This window comes from Pantoea sp. BAV 3049, assembly GCF_009765445.1.
In the GTDB taxonomy this organism is placed as follows: domain Bacteria; phylum Pseudomonadota; class Gammaproteobacteria; order Enterobacterales; family Enterobacteriaceae; genus Erwinia.
On the sequence record NZ_WHOY01000031.1, the window covers coordinates 1101275 to 1125478 of the forward strand.

Sequence of the window (24204 nt, forward strand, 5' to 3'; positions counted from 1 at the left end):
TTCCTTAGCCATGAAGGGCTGAGTTGATCAAATTTTGGGGGTAATGACGGGGGAGATTGTAATGACTCTCCTCTGCAACCCCCGACACAGGCGGCGGGACGGGGAGTCACCAACCTGTCAACCAGGACCAAAAAAAGATAAAGGCGGACCTGTGACGGAGGCTACGGGCAAAATAAAGGGCCGGAGCTTGTGCAACCGGCCCTGAAACTGTCAGCTAAAGAGATCAGCCACGCCAGTTTTTATAACGGTTAATCAGACCGTTGGTGGAGCTGTCGTGGCTGCTGACCTGCTCGCTACCGGTCAGTTCCGGCAGGATGCGGTTTGCCAACTGTTTGCCCAGCTCAACGCCCCACTGGTCGAAGGTGAAGATATTGAGGATTGCGCCCTGAGTGAAGATTTTGTGTTCATACAGCGCAATCAGCGCACCCAGGCTGAACGGCGTAATATCGCGCAGCAGGATGGAGTTGGTTGGACGGTTACCTTCGAACACTTTGAACGGAACGATATGCTCAACAGACTTCGCGTCTTTGCCGGCATCGGTAAACTCTTTCTCTACCACTTCACGTGATTTACCGAACGCCAGCGCTTCAGTCTGCGCGAAGAAGTTCGACAGCAATTTCGCGTGATGGTCACCCAGCTTGTTGTGGCTGACGGCAGGCGCGATAAAGTCACAAGGGACCATTTTGGTGCCCTGATGGATCAGCTGATAAAACGCATGCTGCCCATTGGTGCCTGGCTCGCCCCAGATAATCGGGCCGGTTTCGTAAGTCACCGGAGTGCCGTTACGGTCAACATACTTGCCGTTGGATTCCATGTTGCCCTGTTGGAAATAGGCAGCAAAGCGGTGCATATACTGATCGTAAGGCAGGATAGCTTCGGTTTCAGCACCAAAGAAATTGTTATACCAGATGCCGATCAGCGCCAGGATCACCGGCAGGTTTTTCTCAGCAGGCGTGGTGGAGAAGTGCTTGTCCATGGCATGCGCGCCGCTCAGCAGTTTCTCGAAGTTGTCGAAACCAACTGACAGGATGATCGACAAACCAATCGCTGACCACAGGGAATAACGGCCGCCGACCCAGTCCCAGAATTCGAACATGTTGGCGGTATCAATACCAAATTCGCCCACGGCTTTACCGTTGGTGGAAAGAGCCGCAAAGTGCTTCGCCACGTGCTTCTCATCACCCGCAGCCTTCAGGAACCAGTCACGCGCGCTGTGGGCGTTGGTCATAGTTTCCTGCGTGGTGAAGGTTTTGGAAGCGACCAGGAACAGCGTGGTTTCCGGGCTGAGATCTTTCACCGTTTCAGCAATGTGCGTGCCGTCAACGTTAGACACGAAATGCATGTTCAGGTGGTTCTTATACGGACGCAGTGCCTCGGTGACCATAAATGGCCCCAGGTCGGAACCGCCGATACCGATGTTCACTACATCCGTGATCGGTTTGCCGGTGTAGCCTTTCCACTCGCCGCTGATGATACGCGCAGAGAAAGATTTCATCTTATCCAGCACCGCGTTCACTTCCGGCATCACGTCTTTGCCATCCACCACAATCGGGGTGTTGCTGCGGTTACGCAGGGCAACGTGCAGAACGGCACGATCTTCGGTACGGTTAATTTTTTCGCCGGAGAACATCGACTTGATAGCACCCTGCAGGTCGGTCTCTTTGGCCAGAGCCTGCAGCTTGCTGAGGGTTTCACTGGTGATGCGGTTTTTGGAGAAGTCCACCAGCATAAGGTCATCAAAGGTGGCAGAGAAGGTCGCAAAACGGTTACCGTCTTTGGCAAACAGATCGGCGATCTCGACCTCTTTCATCTCTTCAAAATGCTGCTGCAGCGCCTGCCAGGCAGCGGTTTGTGTCGGATTGATATTTTTCATAGCAACACACTCTTGTTATTTAAGAACCGGAAATCAGACCGGACGCCATGTTACCTGTTACGAGCCGTCAGCTCCCCTTTTCCTGCAACAGGTTACAACTATCACGGGAGGCGCAGACCTCTCCTGTGTCCGGGGCTATTTATAATTCAGGCGACGGGGATGATGCCCGCTCAGCGTTTCAGTATGACTATTCTGCTGTCGAAAGGAAAAATTTTATCGTCGCATCCCCCCTCTTTCAGCCTTTGAAGGGTGAATCGTTAAGGCGGGATAAGTGACTGTAAGCCTTGCCGTCCAGGCAAATTTGATTGCCGGTGCCTTTTCCCGGTTCCTGCAATAAAAGGTATACGGCGGCGTGGCAGGGCTGGCCCCCGCTGACAGCACCAGGGTAAAATGAGAATTCCTCAAACGGCAGTGATTGACAGCAAAGCCATAACCGGATATTTGTAGTCCGCTAGTTGCGCATCTTGATGCGCAAGCCAGAAGAGGCGCGTCGCCCAGGCAGTGTGTTGGAGGAACCGAATCCGGTGAAAACACATCAGGGGGAGCGACGCCGAGGTGCAAATCACGCGGAGTGGGGCGCATCGACCGCAGGGGCTGAATCCTCTGGGTTGTCACCAGGGTCGTTCGCAGTCGAACGATCCATACTCAGATTCACTGCGTTGCGGCCGTACAGCTGCCACAGCGGGTCGGGTATACAAGGTGGGGCGCTTCTGGGTGACTCGTAGTAATCCCCTTTTCTACGTCTGCCCCGTTTCTGCTCTTCCCTTGTGCCAAGGCTGATGGAATCTAACCTGACACGAGGTATGTCAAGACATGTCCCAATCTTCATTGATCGTGGCGAAATTTGGCGGCACCAGCGTTGCCGACTTTACCGCGATGAATCGCAGCGCCGACGTGGTGCTGTCCGATCCGAATGTCCGTCTGGTGGTACTTTCTGCCTCCGCGGGCGTTACCAACCTGCTGGTTTCCCTGGCTGATGGTCAGGAACAGGAACAGCGCGCTTACCTGTTGGATGAAATCCGCCGTATTCAGTACGCCATTGTCGACCAGCTCGACAAGCCGGAAGTGATCCGTGAAGAAGTCGATCGCATGCTGGAAAACATCACCATGCTGTCGGAAGCGGCAGCACTGGCCACTTCAACCGCCCTGACTGACGAGCTGGTCAGCCACGGTGAACTGATGTCCAGCCTGCTGTTTGTGGAGATCCTGCGTCAGCGTCAGGTGGCGTCAGAGTGGTTTGATGTGCGTAAAGTGATGCGCACCAGCGACCGCTTTGGCCGCGCAGAGCCTGACGTGGAGCTGCTGGCTGAGCTGTCACAGTCCCAGCTGGCTCCGCGTCTGCAGGAAGCCCTGATCGTGACCCAGGGCTTTATCGGCAGTGAGGCAAAAGGCCGCACCACCACGCTGGGCCGTGGCGGAAGCGACTACACCGCCGCCCTGCTTGGTGAGGCGCTGCACGCCAGCCGCATCGACATCTGGACCGACGTGGCGGGGATCTACACCACCGATCCGCGTGTGGTGCCAGCGGCCAAGCGCATTGATGAAATCACCTTCGAAGAAGCGGCCGAAATGGCGACCTTCGGGGCAAAAGTGCTGCACCCGGCCACGCTGCTGCCAGCGGTTCGCCGCGATATTCCGGTCTTCGTCGGCTCCAGCAGGGATCCTGCTGCAGGCGGTACCCGGGTCTGCAACCAGACGCAGAATCCACCGCTGTTCCGGGCGCTGGCCCTGCGCCGCAAGCAAACTTTGCTGACACTGCACAGTCTGAACATGCTGCACGCACGCGGTTTCCTGGCTGAGCTGTTCAACATTCTGGCGCGCCACAGTATTTCCGTGGATCTGATTACCACCTCAGAAGTCAGCGTGGCCCTGACTCTGGACACCACCGGCTCTTCCACCACCGGTGAAAGTCTGCTGACCCAGGCCCTGCTTACCGAGCTTTCTTCCCTGTGCCGCGTTGAAGTGGAAGAGAATCTGGCGCTGGTGGCCATAATTGGGAATAATCTGTCCAAGGCCTGTGGCGTGGGCAAAGAAGTGTTCGGCGTGCTGGAACCTTTCAACCTGCGCCTGATTTGCTACGGTGCCAGCAGCTATAACCTGTGCTTCCTGGTGCCGGGCAATGACGCTGAACGGGTAGTGCAGGCATTGCACCATAACCTGTTCGAATAAAAGAAATTAAGTTATCTGACCGGGCCTGGCCCGGTTATTTTACGCCGCGATTATCCCGCCTTTGCTGCATCCATTCTGCTCTGCCAGAAACAAGTTCAATCTTTTTAATAACTTCCGACTTATTAACACCGAATTAATCTTAATTAACATCAGTGGTATTTTTACTGCATTAATCTCAAATTAATGAATTGAAATACTGTCGCCAATATTGATAATCCCGCTGATTAACAATAAAAACTTTGAGGTTATTATGAAAAAATTTGTGGCTGAATTTTTAGGGACGTTTGTACTGGTGTTCGGTGGTTGTGGCAGCGCGGTACTGGCTGCAGGGTTTCCGGGCCTGGGTATTGGGTTTGCCGGGGTGGCGCTGGCATTTGGTCTGACCGTACTGACCATGGCTTACGCCGTCGGACACATTTCCGGCGGCCATTTTAACCCGGCGGTAACGCTGGGCCTGTGGGCTGGCGGCCGTTTCCCTGCCGCTCAGATCCCTGGCTATATTGTGGCTCAGGTGATCGGGGGTCTGGCTGCTGCTGGCGTGCTGTACGTGATTGCCAGCGGTCATGCTGGTTTTGATGCGGCGGCCAGCGGCTTCGCTTCCAATGGTTACGGCGAACACTCTCCGGGTGGTTTCTCGATGCTTTCCGCCATGGTGATTGAAGTGGTACTGACCGCTGTCTTTCTGGTGATCATCCACGGTGCGACCGATAAACGCGCTCCGGCTGGCTTCGCCCCGATTGCGATTGGTCTGGCGCTGACGCTGATCCATCTGATCAGCATCCCGGTAACCAATACCTCTGTAAACCCGGCTCGCAGCACCGCCGTGGCGATTTTCCAGGGTGGCTGGGCCATTGATCAGCTGTGGCTGTTCTGGGTGATGCCGATTGTGGGTGGTGTTATCGGTGGCCTGATTTATCGCGGCCTGCTGGAAACCAAAGAGTAATTTTCTGCTTTGCTGGCGGGTTGATCACAATTAACCCGCCTTCCCCCCTTTTCCCCTTCTTTCCCCTTTCCGTTTTAATGCTATGATTCGGCGTTCACTTTTCCCCCGTTCCGGGCAAAGCGAATCACCTATGGCAAAACCTGCTCTGAAAATACCCACTTTAAAGTGGTATAAATACAACATATTAAAAGGAAGTCTGGCTATGCTCGCCACCGTTACCCGACTGTTTCCGTTATGGGCAGTCCTGCTCTCTGTCGCCGCTTATTACTCCCCTACCACTTTCCTGGGCATCGGCCCGTGGGTCACTTATCTGCTGATGCTGATTATGTTTGGCATGGGCGTAACGCTGAACATTAATGATTTCAAACGGGTGCTGACCCGCCCCGCACCGGTACTGGCCGGGACGTTCCTGCACTATCTGGTGATGCCGCTGGCCGCCTGGGGACTGGCTAAGCTGTTCCATATGCCGCCAGATCTGGCCGCCGGAATGATCCTGGTGGGCAGCGTGGCCAGCGGCACCGCCTCAAACGTGATGATCTATCTGGCGAAAGGCGATGTCGCCCTGTCAGTGACCATCTCTTCCGTTTCTGCGCTGGTCGGCGTTTTCGCCACGCCACTGCTGACTAAACTGTATGTCGACACCCATATTCAGGTCGACGTGGTAGGCATGCTGCTGAGCATCGTGAAAATCGTGGTAGTACCCATTGGTATCGGCCTGATCGTGCACCACACCATGAATGGCCTGGTGAAGCGCGTGGAGCCTTATCTGCCTGCATTTTCCATGGTCTGCATTCTGCTGATCATCAGCGCGGTGGTGGCAGGCAGTCAGGGCTTTATCGGCTCGGTCGGCCTGATGGTGATTGCGGCAGTGATCCTGCACAACGCCATTGGCCTGCTTGGCGGCTACTGGGGCGGCAAGCTGTTTGGCTTTGATGAATCAACCTGCCGCACGCTGGCACTGGAAGTGGGCATGCAGAACTCCGGCCTGGCGGCCACGCTGGGTAAACTGTACTTCTCCCCGCTGGCGGCTCTGCCAGGTGCCCTGTTCTCCGTCTGGCATAACCTTTCCGGCTCCCTGCTGGCGGGTTACTGGTCCGGCAAGCCTGTCGATAAGAAGAAGTAACTTCTGCACGCTCCCCTGCCTGCGGCGGGGGAACGGTTATCACTCCTCATCACGTTCGTCATCCGGCTGTTCCAGCACGCTGTAGGCCACCGCACAAAATAACGAGTTCAGGCGCTTCATATCCCCCAGCAGACCAAGGTGCAGCGAACTGGTCTCAATGCTCTGGACGTTATGCTGATGCAGGCGGTCCACATGCTTATGCGAATAGCGGCGGTTGGTGATGCGAAAACGATGCTTGGAGCGGCGCAGGCGTTTGGCGCTGGTAATATCGCGTGATAAAAACACCGACAGGCTGAGGCGCAGATTGGCGGTAAGCTGCTCCAGCAATGCATCCAGTTCGCCCATACCCTCAACGGAAAAAGCCCGCCGGGCCGCCAGCGATTTATCCGCCACGTCGCCACTCATCCGCTCCAGAATATCACCAGCCATTTCCAGGTTCAGCGCCATCTCGATGATTTCGGCCCAGCGCCGCGAATCCTCTTCCGGCAGGTCTTCTTTCGGCATCTGCGCCAGGTAGAGCTTGATGGCGGTGTACAACACGTCCACGTCGTCATCCAGTCTGCGGATCTCACGGTCTTCGCGCAACTCCCCATGCACTACCTTACTGAAAGTCACCAGCATCTGCTCCAGTACATCGCCCATGCGCAGCGTCTCCCGCGAGGCATTGGCCAGCGCCAGCGCCGGGGTATCCAGCGCACTGGCATCCAGATGCCGTGGTTTAAGCCGCAGATCGGTTTCCGGCTCGACGCGGATCAGACGCTCACACAGCCGCGCCATTGCCCCGGCAAAAGGCACCATCGTCAGGCAGCGGATCAGGTTGTAGAAAACGTGGAAGAAAATCACCAGTTCTTCATCGTTGACCGGCAATTTATGCAACAGTGCGGCCAGCGGATCGATAAAGGGCAGCACGATCAGCGAGCCGATAAATTTGAACAACAGGCTGCCAAGCGCCACCCGCTTTCCGGCGGCGTTCGAGGCGCTGTTGTTCAGCATTGCCAGCAGCCCGCTACCCAGGTTTGCGCCTATTACCAGACACAGCGCCACCTTGAAGGAGATCACTCCAGTGGCGGTCAGCGTGGCGGTGATCAGCACTGCGGCCAGGCTGGAATAGCTGATGATGGCGAACACTGCGCCAATCAGCGCATCCAGCATCACATCACCGGTCAGCGAAGAGAACAGCACTTTCACTCCCGCCGCCTGGGTAATTGGCGTCGCGGCGGCCACAATCAGCTGCAGCGCCAGCAGGATCAGCCCCAGACCTATGCTGGCCCGGCCCAGCTGACCGGCACGGGTCTGCTTGCGGCCAAGGAAGAACACCACGCCAAAGAAGATAAACAGCGGCGAAAGCCAGGAGAGATCGAACGTCAGAATACGCGCCATCAGCGCCGTACCCACATCGGCACCCAGGATAATCACCAGCGCGGGCGTCAGCCCCACCAGATCCTGAGCGACAAAAGAAGTGACCAGCAGCGTGGTGGCATTGCTGCTCTGCACCAGTGCGGTTACGCCAATGCCGGAGATAAAGGCCATCGGTTTTTTGGAGACGCTGCGGCTGAGCACGCGCCGTAAATCAGCGCCGTACACGCGCATAATGCCGGTACGCACGATATGCGTTCCCCAGACCAGCAGCGCCACAGCAGAAAGAAGGTTAAGCAGGGTTAGCACCGATATCGACCTCACAGCTTTGCAAAAGTAACGGATTCAGGACGGGGACTCGTCCTGATGAGTACGTTAAGTTTAGCTGATACGCTGAAAAAATCTTTTTAATCAGCGTGATAGTTGATCTGGCCTGCTAAAGCCTGAACGCGGCGGGATCAGGCCACCTCACGCAGGGTCAGCTTATCCAGCTGCAGGCCAATCTGGTAGCCTTCCGGGTGCAGATCGTCCGGCGAACGGTTAAGGACATCCACCCACAGCTCCACATCCCGGGCTTTCACGCGGTAGCGGATAACGTTACCCAGCAAGCTGTGGCTGAGGATTTCCGCCGGGATCCCCTGTTGTGGCGCGCAGAACTGCACCGACTCAGGACGCAGCGCCACCTGACCGCTGTAGCTTTCACCGGTCAGACGGGATGCCTGCTCCGCCGTCAGCAAGTTGTAATTCCCGATAAACCCGGCGGCAAACAGGTCTGCCGGTTGGGTATACAGCGATTCTGCGTTACCGTTCTGTACAATTTTCCCTTTGTTCATCAACACGATACGGTCGGAAAGGGTTAGCGCCTCTTCCTGATCGTGCGTCACGAACAGCGTGGTCAGGTTCAGCTCTTTCTGAATACGCCGGATCTGGTCACGCAGGTGGCGACGAATGCGGGCGTCGAGCGCGGACAATGGCTCATCCAACAGCAGCAAACGAGGCTGGGTAACCAGCGAACGGGCCAGCGCCACACGCTGACACTGCCCGCCGGAGAGCTGATGCGGATAGCGTTTTGCGTAGTCGTTCAACTCCACCAGCTCCAGCACTTCCCCGACGCGGCGCTGAATCTCAGCAGCATTAAGCTTCTGCATTTTCAGGCCAAAGGCCACGTTGCGCTCCACGGTCATGTTTGGGAACAGCGCGTAGCTCTGGAATACCATGCCAATCGAGCGCTTCTGCGGGGTCAGCGGCACAATGTCCTGCCCCTGCAGCAAAATCTGCCCGCTGTCGGCCGAAGTCAGCCCGGCCAGGCAGCGCAGCAGCGTGGATTTTCCGCAGCCGCTCGGCCCCAGCAGCGTGACAAATTCCCCTTCGCTGGCGCTGAAGTCGATATTCTGGAAAATTGTCGTCGGGCCATAGCTTTTATTCAGTCGGGTGACATTCAGGTAGGAAGACATCTTCAGCCTCTCTCGCGGTTCAGGGCGTTTGCCAGCCAGGTCACCAGCAGGACAACAAAGAAATAGGAGACAACCAGCGCACTGCTGAAATGACCGCTGGCGTTGCGCACGTTGTAAAGATAAACCTGCAGCGTTTCATAGCTGGTGCCGACCAGCATGTTAGCAAACACAAACTCACCGATCAGGAACGAGAACGAGAGCAGTACCGCAATAAACGCCCCTTTACGCAGGTTAGGCAGCACCACCAACAGCGCGGCCTGCCAGGTGCTGGCACCCAGCAGATGCGCGGCATCAATCAACTCACGCATATTGATCGCCTGCATATTGTTGGAAATAGCGCGATAGATAAACGGCAACGCGATAGTGAAGTAGCAGCCAATAAGGATCCACGGCGTGCCCGTCAGCATCAGCGGCGGCGCGGAATAGAGCTGCAGCAGCCCCACCGAAGAGACTACCGGCGGCACGGCAAACGGCAGCAGGATCAGCACGTTCATCACCGCATCCAGTTTCGGGAAGTAGTAAGCGATCACAAACATGGTCGGCAAGACCAGCACCAGCGAAAACAGCAGCGCTCCGAAGCAAATCAGCAGGGAATGCCACAGCGCGATCAGGAAGCGCGGGTCGCTCCACAGCTGTGTCATCCACTTCAGCGTGAAGCCTTCCGGCAGGATAGTGGCGCCCCATTCGGTAGCCAACGCATACAGCAGCGTCGCCAGCAGCGGCAGCGCCAGGATCAGGAACACCAGCCAGACAATCATCCGATGGTAAATATGTTCACTTCGCGACATCGTCACAGTCTCCTTCTGGGTTAGCGCGCGTTCTGGTAGCTGCGACGAACCAGCCACTGATGGACCACGGTGATCGCCGACATCAGGATCACCAGCAGCATCGCCAGTGCACTGCCCATATTTGGATCGAGCGAAATATCCCCCGACACCAGCGCCGCAATCCGCACCGGGATCACATTGAAGTTGCCGGTGGTCAGAGCATAAATCGTGGCGTAAGCCCCCAGCGCATTCGCCAGCAGGATGACGAAAGTTCCGAGCAGCGCAGGCGTCAGAATGGGCAAGCCAATATGCCACCAGTAGCGCCAGCGGCTGGCTCCCAGCAGCGCTGCCGACTCTTGCCAGTCCTTTTTTAGCCCGTCAAACGCCGGATAGAGCAGCAGAATGCCGAGCGGGATCTGGAACCAGGTGTAAACCACAATCAGCCCGTCGGTGGAGTAGAGCCTGAAGGTCTCCATCAGCTGGTATTTACGCATCAACAGCGTCAGGCAGCCGTTCAGCCCCAGCAGGATCACAAAGGCAAACGCCAGAGGTACCCCGGCAAAGTTGCTGGTCATGTTGGTGAAGGACATAAAGAAGCGGTGGAGTTTGCCGCCACCCAGTTGATGCAGCGAGTAGCCCCCCAGTAAGGCGATAATCAGGCCGTAAACACTGGACCAGAATGAGATATCCAGCGAGAAGCGGATCGCCTGCTGATAAAACGTCGAGGTGAGGATATCGCTGTAGTTGCCCCAGCCCCACGCCTCGTTCATTTCGCTGTAGAAGCTGTTGATCGCAATCCACACCAGCGGGGCGATTTGAAAAGCGAGATAGAACACCACAAAAGGCAGCAGGCACAGCAGCGCTATTCCTTTGCCCTTCATCACGCCATCTCCTGTCTGAGCAGCGCCGGACAAACCGGCTTGTCGTGATCGACGCCGAGGATCTCGCACAGTGTGCCACAAAGATCGGTCTGCAGCGGTGCCGCATCGTTTTGCAGTGAGAATGCTTCGCCAAAGACAAACAGCGGCACCTGAGTTTCTTCCGGCAGAGTGCCGCCGTGGCTGCGGTCATCATTCATGCCGTGATCGGCAGTGACCACTACCTGATACCCTTCGGCCAGCCATGCCGGCATCCAGTGCGACAGGTAGCCATCGGCTATGCGAGCACGGTTGCGATACTGCGGCGTGGAGAGGCCGAATTTATGGCCCGCATCGTCGATGTTCATCGGGTGGATTAGCAGGAAGTCCGGGTTGTAACGCAGACGCAGGCTCTCGGCATCCTCAAACAGGTGAGAATCCGGATAGCCGTCGTCGTAGTAAAAGTGGCCGTACTGAATCGGCAGGGCTGCGTCTTCAGTGTGGCGATCGCGGGCGGCCTGCCACGGCGAGCGGTTATATAACTCGCTCACCCAGTGATAGGCCGCTGCCGCCGTGGTCAGCCCGGCATCGCGCGCATAGTGGAAAATACTGCGCTCTTTGCTCAGACGGCTGACCCCGTTGTGAATAATTCCGCTTTTCACCGGCGTGATGCCGGTGAGAATGCACTCGTACAACGGACGTGAGAGCGAGGGCAGCTCACACGTCATCTGGTAGAGCTGCCCGTTCCCCTGGGCGCACTCTGCCTGCAAATAGCCCATCGCATGTCGCGCCACCTCATAACTCAGGCCGTCCAGCACTACCAGAATTGTTTTCATGCCGAATCCTTATTGCTTCATATTCACGATAACGTTTTCCTGCCACAGACGAGGCAGCATTTTAGAGGCTTTGTCCCAGGCTTCCGGATCGGCAATCGGATGAGCATTTTTATACTCAGAGTTCGGCAGCAGCTTGGCCTGAACGTCCGCAGGCAGAGTCAGATGCTCGGCGCGAATTGGACGGGCATAACCACGGGCCAGGTTGATCTGACCGGCATCAGAGAAAATGTATTCACGAGCCAGTTTGGCGGCGTTAGGGTGTTTGGCGTACTTGTTGATGATGGTGGTATAGCCCGAAGTGATACTGCCGTCAGAAGGGATCACCACTTCGAATTTGCTCTTATCGATCTGATCGCGGTAGTTCAGGCCGTTGAAGTCCCAGACCACGGCAACCTGGATTTCACCCTTCTCGATGTTGGCAATCACCGGATCGGTCACGCCCAGGCGGCCTTCCTTTGCCAGGTCGCTGAAGAAGCTCAGCGCAGGTTTGAGGTTTTTCTCGCTGCCGCCCATTGCGTAAGCCGCCGCCAGCACGCCGTTCGCTGCCTGAGCCGCCACGCCAACGTCACCGATGGTCACCACGTATTTGCCTTTTTTCAGGTCTGCCCAGCTGTGCGGCACGTCTTTAACCTGATCTTTATTGACGATAAACGCGATGGTGCCGGTATAGGCCAGCATCCAGTTACCGTCTTTGTCTTTCGCCCATGCCGGAACCTGATCCCAGGTACTCGGTTTGTAAGGTTGCGCCAGACCTTTCTGCACGGCTACCGGGCCGAAGGCCGCGCCGACGTCACCGATATCCGCCGTGGCATTACTCTTCTCAGCGGCAAATTTCGCCAGTTCCTGAGCAGAAGACATATCGGTATCACCATGCTGAATACCGTATTTACTGGTGATATCAGCCCAGGTTTCTTTCCAGTTAGCCCAGCTGTCAGGCATGCCGACGCTGTTCACTTGCCCTTCGCTTTTGGCCGCTTTTTCCAGAGCGGCCGTGTCGGCAGCATGCGCGCCCGGCAGGGCAAGGAAAATGGCACTGGCTAACACAGATGCGAACAAAGATTTCATAACTGCTGCTCCGGATGATAAGTTGAATGGCCTTCTGGACTAGTCCAGCAAGATCCGAGCCAATCTAGCCTGGCGATATGACAGATTTATGTCAGGCCAGCGGGGTACTGGACTAGTCCAACATTTCTGATAGCAGTGGTTTGGGGTTTACGCGCCACTGTCGTTCGAATTCTGTGCAGCTTCGCACCAAATTGAGGCTTTGATGTGATGAAAGCATTAACTGTGGATGTCATTTGTCAGACGCTGGGAGAGCGCATCCGCGCGGGCGATTTCGCTGCCAACGGTCGCCTGCCTTCCGAGCGCAGCCTCAGTGAGCAGTTCTCCACGACACGCATTACGCTACGCGAGGCGCTGGGCCAGCTGGAGTCTCAGGGGATGATTTATCGTGAGCTGCGTCGTGGCTGGTTTATCGCCCCACCACGGCTGGCTTACGATCCGCTGTTGCGCAGCCACTTTCACGCCATGGCAGAACAGCAGGGGCGCACCGCGCAGACCGAAGTGCTCAACGCGCTGACGGTGAAGGTCAGCCGGGAGCTGGCCGATAAACTGGAAATGCGTGAAGGGGATGACGTTTACCGTATCTGCCGCCTGCGGCGGATTGATAATCGTGCCGTGCTGTATGTTGAGCATTACCTCAACCCGGTCTATTTTCCTGACCTGCTGAGCTTTGATCTCACCCGTTCGCTGACCAATCTCTACCAGGAGGAATACGGTATCCGCTATGGCCGCGTAGGGTTCAATATGCTGCCCACTCCGCTGCCGAAGCTGGCTGCTCCGGCCCTAAAAGTCGCGGCTGGGAGCCCGGCTTTGTTCATTACCCGCATCAACCGGGATCAGCACGACCGTATTATCGATTGTGACTACGAGTACTGGCGCTATGACGCTTTGTATATTGCCGTAGAGGTCAGAGAGGGACGGAGCTGACGGCAGGACTCGTTGAACAAATCCTGCAGGCCTGAAAAACGGTCTCAGTCCGCGTCATACCCCAGGTTAGGTGCCAGCCAGCGCTCGACCTCACTGACCGGCATCCCTTTACGGCGGGCGTAATCTTCAATCTGATCGCGCTGCAGCTGCGCCACCGCGAAGTACTTACTCTGCGGATGGCTGAAATACCAGCCGGAAACCGCCGCGCCCGGCCACATGGCGAAAGACTCCGTCAGTTTCATCCCGGTGTGGGATTCCACATCCAACAGCTGCCAGATCGTCTCTTTCTCGGTGTGTTCGGGGCAGGCAGGGTAGCCAGGTGCCGGGCGGATGCCCTGATAGTTTTCGCGGATCAGCTCTTCATTGCTGAGGTTTTCCGTGGAGGCAAAGCCCCAAATCACCTTACGCACGCGCTCGTGCAGATACTCCGCAAAGCCCTCGGCCAGCCGGTCAGCCAGCGCCTTCACCATGATCTTGTTGTAATCATCATGCTGCGCATCGTACGCCTCAGCCAGCGCATCCTCTTCCAGTCCGCCAGTCACGGCAAACGCGCCGAGGTAGTCAGCCTTTCCGCTGGATTTAGGGGCGACAAAATCGGCGAGGCAGTAGTTCGCAAAGCCCGTTTTATCTGTCTGTTGACGTAAGTGATGACTCACTTTCAAAATATGGGAACGGGATTCGTCCTGATAGATTTCAATGTCGTCGCCCACGCGGTTAGCCGGGAAAATCCCCACCACGCCACGCGGATTAAGTGATTTTCTGGCGCTCAGCTCATCCAGCATCGCATTGGCATCGGCGAACAGGCGTTTCGCCTCTTCGCCCACCACTTCATCTTCCAGAATGCGGGGATATTTGCCGGCCAGCGACCAGGTCATAAAGAATGGCGTCCAGTCGATGTAGTTGCGCAGCGTTTCAATGTTAGCGCTCACTTCGCTCACACCCAGCCTGTGCGCTACCGGAGGTGTATAGTTCTCCCAGTCCAGCGCCAGATAGTTATCTCTGGCGACCTGCAAACTGACCGGTGGCGTACGCGGCTTTTTACGGCCATGCTGAATGCGGACGGTTTCGTACTCTTTCCGCGTGCGGGCAACAAAATCATCGTACTGAGCGGCCGAAAGCAGTGACGACACCACGCCCACGGTACGCGAGGCATTCTGCACGTAAACCGTCGGGCCACTGTAGTTCTGCTCGATTTTTACGGCGGTATGCGCTTTAGAGGTGGTTGCTCCACCAATCAGTAGCGGCACGGTAAAACCCTGGCGCTCCATCTCTTTGGCAACGTTGACCATCTCATCCAGCGACGGCGTGATCAGGCCGGATAACCCGATAATATCGGCATTGTGCTCACGGGCCGTCTTCAGGATTTTGTCGCCCGGTACCATCACGCCAAGGTCGATAATTTCGTAGTTATTACACTGCAGCACCACGCCGACGATGTTCTTGCCGATGTCGTGCACATCCCCCTTCACCGTTGCCAGCACAATCTTGCCGTTGGTGCTGCCCTTCTCTTTGCTGGCCTCAATATAGGGTTCCAGATAGGCCACAGCCTGCTTCATGACGCGCGCCGATTTCACCACCTGCGGCAGGAACATTTTGCCCTCACCGAACAGGTCACCGACCACGTTCATCCCGGCCATCAGCGGCCCTTCGATCACTTCGATCGGGCGGCTGGCGTTCTGCCGTGCGGCCTCGGTATCCACTTCGATAAACTCGGTAATGCCCTTAACCAGCGAGTATTCCAGCCGTTTTTCTACTTCCCAGCTGCGCCATTCTGCCAGCTGTTTGTTGCTTTCATCGTCGGATTTACTGCCACGGTATTTTTCTGCCAGCTCCAGCAGCCGCTCGGTGCCATCATCGCGGCGGTTGAGCACCACATCCTCGACCGCATCACGCAGTTCAGCAGGCAGGTCATCGTAGATCGCCAGCTGTCCGGCGTTGACGATGCCCATATCCATACCGTTGCGGATGGCGTGGTAAAGGAACACCGCGTGAATCGCTTCACGCACCGGATCATTCCCACGGAAGGAGAATGACACGTTGGAGACGCCGCCAGAGATCATCGCATGAGGCAGCTCGCGTTTGATGTCTTCGCAGGCCCCGATAAAGTCCATCGCGTAGTTATTATGTTCTTCAATGCCGGTGGCAACGGCGAAGATATTAGGGTCGAAAATGATGTCTTCAGGCGGGAAACCGACTTCTTCTGTCAGGATCTTGTAGGCCCGGCGGCAGATTTCAATTTTACGTTCGCGGGTGTCGGCCTGACCCACTTCGTCAAAGGCCATCACCACCATCGCCGCGCCATAACGCCGAACCAGCCGGGCATGATGCACGAAGACCTCAACGCCTTCTTTCATTGAAATGGAGTTAACGATGCCTTTGCCCTGGATGCACTGCAGGCCTTTTTCAATCACCTCCCATTTCGAAGAGTCGATCATGATCGGCACCCGGGCGATATCTGGCTCACCGGCAATCAGGTTGAGAAAGCGCATCATCGCCGCTTCCGCATCCAGCATCCCTTCATCCATGTTGATATCGATAATCTGCGCGCCGCTGGCAACCTGCTGCAGGGCAACGTCCAGCGCCTCGTTATACTTCTCTTCTCTGATCAGACGTTTAAATTTAGCCGAGCCGGTCACATTGGTCCGTTCGCCGACGTTAACAAACAGCGAGTCGGCGCTGATGGTCAGCGGCTCCAGGCCGGCAAGTCGACAGGCAACCGGGAGCTCAGGTAGCGGACGGGGAGCCACACCCTCTACGGCTTTCGCCATCGCCGCAATGTGATCAGGAGTGGTACCACAGCAGCCACCCACGATATTCAGGAAGCCGGACTGCGCCCATTCACCAATCTGCTCCGCCATGATCTTCGCGTCTAAATCGTATTCCCCGAAGGCATTAGGCAGACCTGCATTCGGGTGCGCGGTCACGTAGCCTTCCGCAATTCGCGACAGCTCCGCCACATACTGGCGCAGCTCATCCGGTCCGAGGGCACAGTTCAGACCAAAAGAGAGCGGCTCTGCGTGACGCAGGGAGTTATAGAAGGCTTCGGTAGTCTGTCCTGAGAGCGTGCGCCCGGAGGCATCGGTGATGGTGCCGGAAATCATCAGCGGCAGCTTCACGCCAAGCGCTTCAAACTCAGTCTGCACGGCGAAAATCGCCGCTTTGGCGTTGAGGGTGTCGAACACCGTCTCAATCATGATGATGTCCGCCCCGCCTTCCACCAGCGCCCGCGTGGATTCGCGGTAGGCATCCACCAGCTGGTTAAAGGTGACGTTACGGAAAGCCGGATCGTTAACGTCCGGGGAAATTGAACAGGTGCGGTTTGTCGGACCAAGCACTCCGGCCACATAGCGCGGCTTATCCGGCGTGCGTGCCGTCCATTCATCGGCGCAGGCCCTCGCCAGCTTTGCCGCAGCAAAGTTAATTTCTGCCGACAGCGATTCCATATGGTAATCGGCCATGGCGATGGTGGTGGAGTTGAAGGTATTGGTTTCGAGAATGTCGGCACCGGCTTCCAGATAGCCGTTATGAATGGCACCGATCACGTCCGGACGGGTGAGTACCAGCAGATCGTTGTTGCCCTTCAGGTCGCTCTGCCAGTCGGCAAACCGCTCGCCGCGAAAATCCGACTCGGACAGACGATAGCTCTGGATCATGGTGCCCATGCCGCCGTCCAGCACCATGATGCGCTTTGCCAGCTGCTGACGCAGCTCTTCTGTTTTGTCTGTCACTCTCAACCTCTTCCACGTCACCCTGCGGCAAATCCGCCAGCAGAATATACTGGCATAACTTTCCGGCAGGACAAAGTCAGCGATCTTGAGAGATTTTCAGCTTGTGGAGGCAACTACTCCGACCAGTCAGGCTGACGTTGCATTATTGACCAATAAAACGAAAATGATTTCCACATGGTGAAAACTAAGGAGCCTGCTATGGCTACCCCCGCAGTGGTGAAACGCGGCAAGAAACCCCGCGCTGCCGCCGCTCAATCCGTTCAGCCAGCCGGTCAGGTACAGTCGCTGACCCGCGGTCTTAAATTACTGGAATTTATCGCAGAATCGCACGGCAGCGTGGCACTGACCGAGCTTGCCCAGCAGGCCGGGCTGCCAAACTCCACCACCCACCGTTTACTGACCACCATGCAACAGCAGGGCTTTGTTCGCCAGGTGGGCGATCTTGGCCTGTGGACCATTGGCGCACACGCTTTCGTGGTTGGCAGCAGCTTTTTGCAAAGCCGTAACCTGCTGGCGCTGGTGCATCCGATGCTACGCAAGCTGATGGAAGATTCTGGCGAAACGGTCAATCTGGCAGTGCTGGATCTCAGCGACCGTCAGGCGGTGATCATTGACCAGGTGCAATGCACCCAGCTGATGCGCATGTCCGCTCCTATTGGTGGCAAGCTGCCGATGCACGCTTCCGGCGCGGGTAAAGCCTTCCTCGCCAATCTGGATGATGCGCAGGTCAGCGAATTGCTGCATCGCCAGGGGTTGCACCACTACACGCCACAGACGCTGATGTCGCCGCACAGCCTGAAAGAGAACCTCGCGCTGGTGCGTAAGATGGGTTACGCCTTTGATGACGAAGAACATGCGCTGGGGCTGCGCTGCGTGGCGGCGTGCATTTACGACGAGCATCACGAACCGTTTGCAGCCATCTCCATCTCCGGCCCGATTTCCCGCGTCACCGACGATCGTGTGACCGAGCTGGGTGCGCTGGTGATCAAGGCAGCGAAGGAAGTGACCCGCGAGTACGGTGGCATTCGCTAGTCTCTGTCAGGACGGAAAACCGGATGCTGGACGCCCTTTGCTCTGACCCGTAGCGCTGGCAGAAGCGCTGACGGCGGCGGTAGGCGTAAACATCCTCAATATGCCCGGCACGGATGCGCGCCTGCAGGCTTTGCCAGTAGCGGGCGCTGAACAGCTCGCTGTGCATCTCTTCAAAAAGCGCGGCAATCGCCGGATCGGCGCAGAGATAGTTGCGAAACTCCTCGGGGAAAATATCTTCCGGGGCCACGCTGTACCAGGGCTCAAAACTCAGCTCGTCCTCCGGGTAGCGCGGAGCCGGGATCTCACGGAAATTCACTTCCGTCATATAGCTGATTTCATCGTAGTCGTAGAAAACCACCCGGCCGTGGCGCGTGACGCCAAAGTTTTTATACAGCAGGTCTCCGGGGAAGATGTTTGCCGCTGCCAGTTGCCTGACCGCGTTGCCGTACTCCTCAATCGCTTCGCGCCGTTGCTGTGCATCTGCCTGTTCCAGCCAGATATTCAGCGGCGTCATCCGGCGTTCCAGGTAGAGGTGGCTGATCACCAGTTTACCCCCCTCTTCACACATTTTTTCCGGGATCTCGCGCTGTAATTCAGCCAGCAACTGTTCGCCGATACGGGCTTTATCGATAGCGAAATTTTCAAATTCCTGGGTGTCGGCCATCCTTCCCACACGATCGTGCTCTTTAACCAGCTGATAGCATTGCCGGACCCGTTCCGGCGTAACCTCTTTCTGCGGCGCAAAGCGATCTTTGATCACCTTGAATACCCGATCGAAACCAGGCAGGGTGAACACCACCATCACCAGCCCCCGCACGCCGGGCGCAATCACAAACTGCTCCTGCGTTTCTGCCATGTAAGTCAGGTATTCGCGGTAACACTCTGTTTTTCCATGCTTCTGGCAGCCAATTGCCATATACAGTTCGGCCGTGGTTTTACCGGGCAGGATTTCACGCAGCCACTCCACCAGCGCGGCAGGCAGCGGTGCATACACCATAAAATAGGCACGGGCGAAGCCAAACACGATGCTGGCCTCGCGCCTGCGCGTCAGGCAGGTATCCACATACAGCTCGCCCTGTTCACTGCGATGGATCGGCAGCAGAAAAGCGTAAACACCGGATGGCAGGCGCAGTTTAGCCACCATCCAGGCTGCTTTATTGCGATAAAACAGTTCGTTAGCCACCTGCAGCGATCCCTGTGCGAGGTCGTCCTCAGCAAAGTTTTCCTGCAGGTGAGCAATGATAAAACGGATGTCCCGCGCCAGGTCCTGCCACGGCAGCCGCAGCGGCAAATCGTTGAGCACGCTGCTCAGCAGTGCATACCAGCCTGCAGCGGCGAAGAACGCTTTTGCCAGCGGGCGGGGAATGGAGCGGAAACGCCTCTCCGGCTGAGAGCTGAAGATAAACAACCTTTCCGGCGTCAGCAGCTGATGGCCGAACAGGCGACAATAGACTGAGTTAAAAAAACTTTCGGCGATTTCAAAGCGCGGATAGTCCGGCAACAATTCCGTGTAAATCGCCTTCACCCGCAGCAGGAAATCCCCGTCGTGAACCTGCTGGCCGGTGATGCAGCGCAACTGCTCCACCACCAGCCCGACATGACGATCGTAAAGGTGAATACGCTCCTTCATAGCTTCCTGCACGGCGTGCCAGTCAGCCTGCTCAAAACGCTGCTGGGCCCCAGCCGTAACTTCCAGAAACCGGCCATATTGCGCATCGAATCCCTGCAGGATGGTCCGGGCGATCAGCGTTTCCAGTTGTGGCATGGGGCCTCCTGTCAGACAATCAGAACTGCTGTTCTTCGGTCGAGCCGGTCAGCGCCGTTACCGACGATACGCCACCCTGAATAATGGTGGTGACGCTGTCGAAATAGCCGGTCCCCACTTCCTGCTGATGCGAAGAGAAGGTGTAGCCCTGCTCCCGCGCGGCAAATTCAGGCTGCTGCACTTTTTCCACGTAGTGCCTCATACCTTCCCCCTGGGCGTAAGCGTGTGCCAGGTCGAACATGTTGAACCACATACTGTGGATCCCGGCCAGGGTGATGAACTGGAAGCGGTAACCCATGTCCGCCAGCGACTGCTGAAAGTGAGCGATGGTCCGGTCATCAAGGTTCTTCTTCCAGTTAAACGACGGCGAGCAATTATAGGCCAGCAGTTTGCCGGGGAAGCGGGCATGGATTGCTTCGGCAAAGCGGCGGGCAAGCTCCAGATCGGGCGTTGAGGTTTCGCACCACAGCACGTCGGCATAAGGCGCATAGGCCAGCCCGCGGCTGATGGCCTGTTCCACCCCGGCGCGGGTGCGGAAGAAGCCTTCCGCCGTACGTTCACCGGTGATAAATTCCCGGTCATATTCGTCGCAGTCTGAAGTGATCAAATCAGCCGCATCCGCATCGGTTCTGGCGATTAGCACGGTCGGTACGTCCATCACATCAGCTGCCAGGCGGGCCGCTGCCAGCTTCTGAATCGCTTCCTGAGTGGGAACCAGCACTTTGCCCCCCATATGCCCGCACTTTTTCACCGAGGCCAGCTGGTCTTCAAAATGTACGCCGCCCGCCCCCGCCTGGATCATCGCCTTCATCAGTTCAAAAGCATTCAGCACGCCGCCGAAACCGGCTTCCGCATCCGCAATGATCGGCAGGAAGTAGTCTACATAGCGCGGGTCGCCCGGCTCAATCTGGCTCGCCCACTGGATCTGGTCAGCGCGCTGGAAAGTGTTGTTGATCTTCTCCACCACCGACGGTACCGAGTTCGCCGGATACAATGACTGGTCGGGATACATGCTACCGGCCAGGTTTGCATCTGCTGCCACCTGCCAGCCAGAGAGGTAGATCGCCTCAATCCCGGCTTTGGCCTGCTGCAGCGCCTGGCCTCCGGTAAGCGCTCCGAGGCTGTTGATATAGCCTTTTTTGGCCCCGCCATTAAGCAGGTGCCAGAGCTTTTCCGCACCGTGCTGCGCCAGCGTACATGCGGGGTTCACTGAGCCACGCAGCTTCACTACTTCGGCCGCCGTGTACGGGCGGGTAATACCTTCCCAGCGTGCATTGCGCCACGCCTGTTCTGTTTGCTGAATCTGTTGGGCACGAGAAGTCATAGCGGTAATCCCCTGTTATCAGTGAAGTAAGCGGTAGCCCGGCAGAGTCAGGAACTCGACCAGTTCGGCTTCGGTAGTAATGCGCTCCATCAACTCTGCGGCTTCGGTAAAACGGCCCTGGCAGTAGCGCTGTTCGCCCAGTTCCTGCTGGATAACCAGCATTTCCTCCGCCAGCATCTGGCGGAACAAGTCTGCGGTGACGGTCTGGCCGTTCTCCAGCGTTTTACCGTGGCGTATCCATTGCCAGATTGAGGTGCGGGAAATCTCAGCCGTGGCGGCATCTTCCATCAGTCCGTAAACCGGTACGCAGCCGTTGCCGGATATCCACGCCTCGATGTACTGGACAGCAACGCGAATGTTGGCGCGCATTCCTGCTTCGGTACGCTCACCGGCACAAGGTTCGAGCAGCTGCTCTGCGGTCACTGGCGCATCGTTTTCACGCAGGATGTTGAGCTGATTTGTCCGTTCGCCCAGCGCCTCGTTAAAGACCGCCATCACCGTATCAGCAAGGCCCGGATGGGCAATCCAGGTGCCATCATGACCATTTGCCGCTTCGCGCTCTTTGTCCGCCTTCACCCGGTTAAGGACCCACTGATTGCGTTCCGTCTCTTTACTGGGGATAAACGCCGCCATGCCGCCCATCGCAAAAGCGCCGCGACGATGGCAGGTTTTGATCAACAGTCGGGAATAGGCATCCAGAAAGCCCTTTTCCATGGTAACGGACTGCCGGTCAGGCAGAACCCGATCCTGATGATTTTTCAGGGTTTTGATATAGCTGAAGATGTAGTCCCAGCGGCCGCAATTCAGGCCAACGATATGATCGCGCAGGCTGAACAGGATCTCGTCCATCTGGAAGACTGCAGGCAGCGTTTCGATCAGCAGAGTGGCTTTAATCGTGCCGCGTTGCAGATCAAAACGATCCTCTGCATAACTGAAAACGTCGCTCCACCAGGCTGCTTCCTGCCAGCTTTGTGTTTTCGGCAGGTAGAAATAGGGACCACTGCCTTTCGCCAGCAGGGCATCCACGTTGTGGAAGAAGTACAGGGCAAAATCGAACAGGCTGCCGGGGATCGCTTCGCCGCGCCAGGTGACATGCTTCTCCGGCAAATGCAGACCGCGCACGCGGCAAACCAGTACCGCAGGATCGGGCTTAAGCTGGTAGATCTTTCCCGCTTCATTGCTGTAGCTGATGGTGCCGTTTACCGCATCGCGCAGGTTGATCTGGCCGTCGATCACTTTATCCCAGCTGGGTGCCAGCGAGTCCTCAAAATCCGCCATAAAAACATTCACATTGGCATTCAGCGCATTGATCACCATCTTGCGTTCGACCGGCCCGGTGATCTCCACACGGCGATTCTGCAAATCTTCCGGGATCCCACGAATTTTCCACTCGCTGTTTTTAATGGAATCCATTTCCGTAATGAATCCCGGCAACTCGCCAGCATCAAATTTTTGCTGCTGCCAGACTCTGGCGTCCAGTAAATCCGCACGACGCGGAGCGAATTTCGCCACCAGTTCGCCAAGGAAATCCACTGCAGCATCGGTCAGAATGTGCCGTTCTGCCATACCTAAAGGGCGCTGGAACGCCAGTTCCGTGCTGATAACCTGTTGTGTCATAACTCACTCCCGTCATCGATCCAGTCGGGTAACCGTCCCTGCTGAGAGGACGATCCTGCCGCTGGGTGTTTTTTAACCCGCAGGATCAAAATATAAACAACCAAATAACAAAATCAAAAACTATTTCCATTTATTAATGAAATTAAAAATAACCTATTGATTAATATATAATTAAATTTATATTCAGGAAGGAAGGTATTTTCGTGTGCGATTTATCGGGTAGAGACAAGGTGTGGGAAACAGGTCGGCAGAAGGGCTACGGAGGAGCGACAGGGGATCGATAAAGCAGTTAATCAGGGGGAAATGGCAGAGTAAGAGGCAATAAAAAGCCGATCGTCAGGTGCGATCGGCGCTGTTCTCTGCGTTAACGGATCCAGAGGATCCGCTATTCCAGTGTCGGATTCATATGCCGCAGATCGAATGGGGTGATTTGATAGACGTAATAGTTCAGCCAGTTAGAAAACAGCAGGTTACCGTGGCTGCGCCAGCTGGCACGTGGTGGCAGCTCAGGATTATTCTGCGGGAAATAATTAAATGGAATTTCCGGGTTCAGTCCGGCTTCATAGTCGCGATGATATTCCCCCGAAAGCGTCAGCGCATCGTACTCCGGATGGCCGGTAACAAAGGCCAGCCGCTTGTCCTTACTGGCGAACAGATAAGCTCCGGTTTGATCCGATTCAGCAAAGATCTCTAAATCGGTGTAATCGCGCAGCAGCTGGCTGGGGAAATCGGCATAGCGTGAATGCGGTGCCAGGAAGCTGTCGTCAAAGCCACGGGTGAGTAAAGCATGAGGATGCAGGATCTGGTGTTCATACACACCAGACAGCTTGTTCTCGCGGGTTTGCTTCGGAATGCCATACAGAATATTCAGTGCGGCCTGCACGGCCCAGCAGACAAACAGCGTGGAGGTCACATGCTCCTTCGCCCAGTGAAGTACACGCTGGATCTGCGGCCAGTAGGCCACATCATTAAAATCAACCAACCCCAGCGGCGCGCCGGTGACGATCAGTCCGTCAAAGTTGTCATGCTGAATATCTTCAAAATTACAGTAGAAGTTATTCAGGTGATCCATTGGCGTATTACGCGATTCACGGCTGTCGATGCGCAGCAGCTGAATATCAATCTGTAATGGCGAGTAGGAGAGCAGACGGAGAAACTGGTTTTCTGTTTCAATCTTTTTCGGCATCAGATTCAGCACCAGCACCTTCAACGGACGGATTTCCTGAGTGCTGGCGCGCGAGGAAGTCATCACAAAGACGTTCTCGTTGCGCAGGAAATTCACGGCTGGTAACTCATCGGGTACCCTGATTGGCATAACCTCTCCCTCAACTAACCATTTAAACGTTTAGACATCCAGACAGCCAAAGATAA

General features: G+C 56.3%; 17 protein-coding genes and 1 riboswitch. Of the genes, 5 read left to right on the forward strand and 12 right to left on the reverse strand.

The genetic code is table 11. The annotated features are described in order from the left end of the window. Positions 1–223 precede the first annotated feature (223 nt). Positions 224–1873: a glucose-6-phosphate isomerase gene (pgi, locus tag GSQ70_RS05965; protein WP_158781697.1), complete on the reverse strand. Its 1650-nt coding sequence runs from the start codon at positions 1871–1873 to the stop codon at positions 224–226. Positions 1874–2345: 472 nt separating this feature from the next. Beyond that, positions 2346–2591, forward strand: a riboswitch (Lysine riboswitch). Positions 2592–2686: 95 nt separating this feature from the next. Between pgi and lysC the strand changes: the two genes are divergently transcribed. The 3 genes from lysC (at position 2687) to panS (ending at position 6108) form a co-directional block, all read left to right on the forward strand. Continuing rightward, the gene (gene lysC, locus GSQ70_RS05970; RefSeq protein WP_158781698.1) at positions 2687–4042 is read left to right on the forward strand and encodes a lysine-sensitive aspartokinase 3; all 1356 of its coding nucleotides are present in this window, start codon (positions 2687–2689) and stop codon (positions 4040–4042) included. A gap of 250 nt (positions 4043–4292) precedes the next feature. Beyond that, positions 4293–4985 carry an aquaporin Z gene (gene aqpZ / locus GSQ70_RS05975; protein WP_370521038.1) on the forward strand — a complete coding sequence of 231 codons (693 nt, stop codon included), beginning with the start codon at positions 4293–4295 and terminating at the stop codon, positions 4983–4985. Positions 4986–5187: 202 nt separating this feature from the next. Then, on the forward strand, positions 5188–6108 hold the full coding sequence (gene panS / locus GSQ70_RS05980; RefSeq protein WP_158781699.1) for a ketopantoate/pantoate/pantothenate transporter PanS: 921 nt from the start codon (positions 5188–5190) through the stop codon (positions 6106–6108). A 39-nt stretch (positions 6109–6147) separates the two neighbouring features. Here the strand turns inward: panS and GSQ70_RS05985 are convergent, their stop codons facing one another. The 6 genes from GSQ70_RS05985 to GSQ70_RS06010 all read right to left on the reverse strand — a co-directional run bounded on the left by GSQ70_RS05985 (position 6148) and on the right by GSQ70_RS06010 (position 12443). After that, complete coding sequence (locus GSQ70_RS05985; protein ID WP_158781700.1) at positions 6148–7773, reverse strand: Na/Pi cotransporter family protein; 1626 nt, start codon at positions 7771–7773, stop codon at positions 6148–6150. Between the two features lie 149 nt (positions 7774–7922). After that, entirely contained in the window at positions 7923–8918 is a 996-nt protein-coding gene (locus GSQ70_RS05990) for an ABC transporter ATP-binding protein (RefSeq protein WP_158781701.1), read from the reverse strand. A gap of 2 nt (positions 8919–8920) precedes the next feature. Continuing rightward, a complete protein-coding gene (locus GSQ70_RS05995; protein WP_158781702.1) occupies positions 8921–9706 on the reverse strand; it encodes an ABC transporter permease in 786 nt (261 codons plus the stop codon). 20 nt (positions 9707–9726) lie between these two features. Continuing rightward, positions 9727–10566 (reverse strand): ABC transporter permease subunit, encoded by an 840-nt coding sequence (locus GSQ70_RS06000; protein ID WP_158785240.1) that lies wholly within the window; start codon positions 10564–10566, stop codon positions 9727–9729. Further along, on the reverse strand, positions 10566–11378 hold the full coding sequence (locus GSQ70_RS06005; protein ID WP_158781703.1) for an alkaline phosphatase family protein: 813 nt from the start codon (positions 11376–11378) through the stop codon (positions 10566–10568). The genes GSQ70_RS06000 and GSQ70_RS06005 overlap by 1 nt, the downstream gene beginning before the upstream one ends. 9 nt (positions 11379–11387) lie before the next feature. Continuing rightward, positions 11388–12443, reverse strand: a complete 1056-nt coding sequence (locus tag GSQ70_RS06010; RefSeq protein WP_158781704.1) for an ABC transporter substrate-binding protein — start codon at positions 12441–12443, stop codon at positions 11388–11390. A 207-nt stretch (positions 12444–12650) separates the two neighbouring features. On the opposite strand from GSQ70_RS06010, the gene GSQ70_RS06015 reads away from it, so the two are divergent. Further along, entirely contained in the window at positions 12651–13367 is a 717-nt protein-coding gene (locus tag GSQ70_RS06015; protein WP_158781705.1) for a UTRA domain-containing protein, read from the forward strand. Positions 13368–13411: 44 nt separating this feature from the next. Here GSQ70_RS06015 and metH read toward each other — a convergent pair whose 3' ends face one another. Further along, positions 13412–17095, reverse strand: coding sequence for a methionine synthase (gene metH, locus GSQ70_RS06020; RefSeq protein ID WP_158781706.1), 3684 nt, complete (start codon positions 17093–17095; stop codon positions 13412–13414). A 198-nt stretch (positions 17096–17293) separates the two neighbouring features. Between metH and iclR the strand changes: the two genes are divergently transcribed. After that, entirely contained in the window at positions 17294–18127 is an 834-nt protein-coding gene (gene iclR, locus GSQ70_RS06025; RefSeq protein WP_158781707.1) for a glyoxylate bypass operon transcriptional repressor IclR, read from the forward strand. Here the strand turns inward: iclR and aceK are convergent. The 4 genes from aceK to metA all read right to left on the reverse strand — a co-directional run bounded on the left by aceK (position 18081) and on the right by metA (position 24148). Continuing rightward, positions 18081–19892: a bifunctional isocitrate dehydrogenase kinase/phosphatase gene (aceK, locus tag GSQ70_RS06030; protein WP_158781708.1), complete on the reverse strand. Its 1812-nt coding sequence runs from the start codon at positions 19890–19892 to the stop codon at positions 18081–18083. The genes iclR and aceK overlap by 47 nt on opposite strands. Before the next feature lie 19 nt (positions 19893–19911). After that, positions 19912–21216: an isocitrate lyase gene (aceA, locus tag GSQ70_RS06035; RefSeq protein WP_158781709.1), complete on the reverse strand. Its 1305-nt coding sequence runs from the start codon at positions 21214–21216 to the stop codon at positions 19912–19914. A gap of 18 nt (positions 21217–21234) precedes the next feature. After that, complete coding sequence (aceB, locus tag GSQ70_RS06040; protein ID WP_158781710.1) at positions 21235–22833, reverse strand: malate synthase A; 1599 nt, start codon at positions 22831–22833, stop codon at positions 21235–21237. 385 nt (positions 22834–23218) lie between these two features. Continuing rightward, the gene (gene metA / locus GSQ70_RS06045) at positions 23219–24148 is read right to left on the reverse strand and encodes a homoserine O-succinyltransferase (protein ID WP_158781711.1); all 930 of its coding nucleotides are present in this window, start codon (positions 24146–24148) and stop codon (positions 23219–23221) included. Positions 24149–24204 lie beyond the last annotated feature (56 nt).

Coding starts and splice junctions, on each gene's coding strand:
- pgi (WP_158781697.1), bottom strand. CDS start 1,873: ATGAAAAATATCAATCCGACACAAACCGCTGCCTGGCAGGCGCTGCAG.
- lysC (WP_158781698.1), top strand. CDS start 2,687: ATGTCCCAATCTTCATTGATCGTGGCGAAATTTGGCGGCACCAGCGTT.
- aqpZ (WP_370521038.1), top strand. CDS start 4,293: ATGAAAAAATTTGTGGCTGAATTTTTAGGGACGTTTGTACTGGTGTTC.
- panS (WP_158781699.1), top strand. CDS start 5,188: ATGCTCGCCACCGTTACCCGACTGTTTCCGTTATGGGCAGTCCTGCTC.
- GSQ70_RS05990 (WP_158781701.1), bottom strand. CDS start 8,918: ATGTCTTCCTACCTGAATGTCACCCGACTGAATAAAAGCTATGGCCCG.
- GSQ70_RS05995 (WP_158781702.1), bottom strand. CDS start 9,706: ATGTCGCGAAGTGAACATATTTACCATCGGATGATTGTCTGGCTGGTG.
- GSQ70_RS06000 (WP_158785240.1), bottom strand. CDS start 10,566: ATGAAGGGCAAAGGAATAGCGCTGCTGTGCCTGCTGCCTTTTGTGGTG.
- GSQ70_RS06005 (WP_158781703.1), bottom strand. CDS start 11,378: ATGAAAACAATTCTGGTAGTGCTGGACGGCCTGAGTTATGAGGTGGCG.
- GSQ70_RS06010 (WP_158781704.1), bottom strand. CDS start 12,443: ATGAAATCTTTGTTCGCATCTGTGTTAGCCAGTGCCATTTTCCTTGCC.
- GSQ70_RS06015 (WP_158781705.1), top strand. CDS start 12,651: ATGAAAGCATTAACTGTGGATGTCATTTGTCAGACGCTGGGAGAGCGC.
- iclR (WP_158781707.1), top strand. CDS start 17,294: ATGGCTACCCCCGCAGTGGTGAAACGCGGCAAGAAACCCCGCGCTGCC.
- aceK (WP_158781708.1), bottom strand. CDS start 19,892: ATGCCACAACTGGAAACGCTGATCGCCCGGACCATCCTGCAGGGATTC.
- aceA (WP_158781709.1), bottom strand. CDS start 21,216: ATGACTTCTCGTGCCCAACAGATTCAGCAAACAGAACAGGCGTGGCGC.
- aceB (WP_158781710.1), bottom strand. CDS start 22,833: ATGACACAACAGGTTATCAGCACGGAACTGGCGTTCCAGCGCCCTTTA.
- metA (WP_158781711.1), bottom strand. CDS start 24,148: ATGCCAATCAGGGTACCCGATGAGTTACCAGCCGTGAATTTCCTGCGC.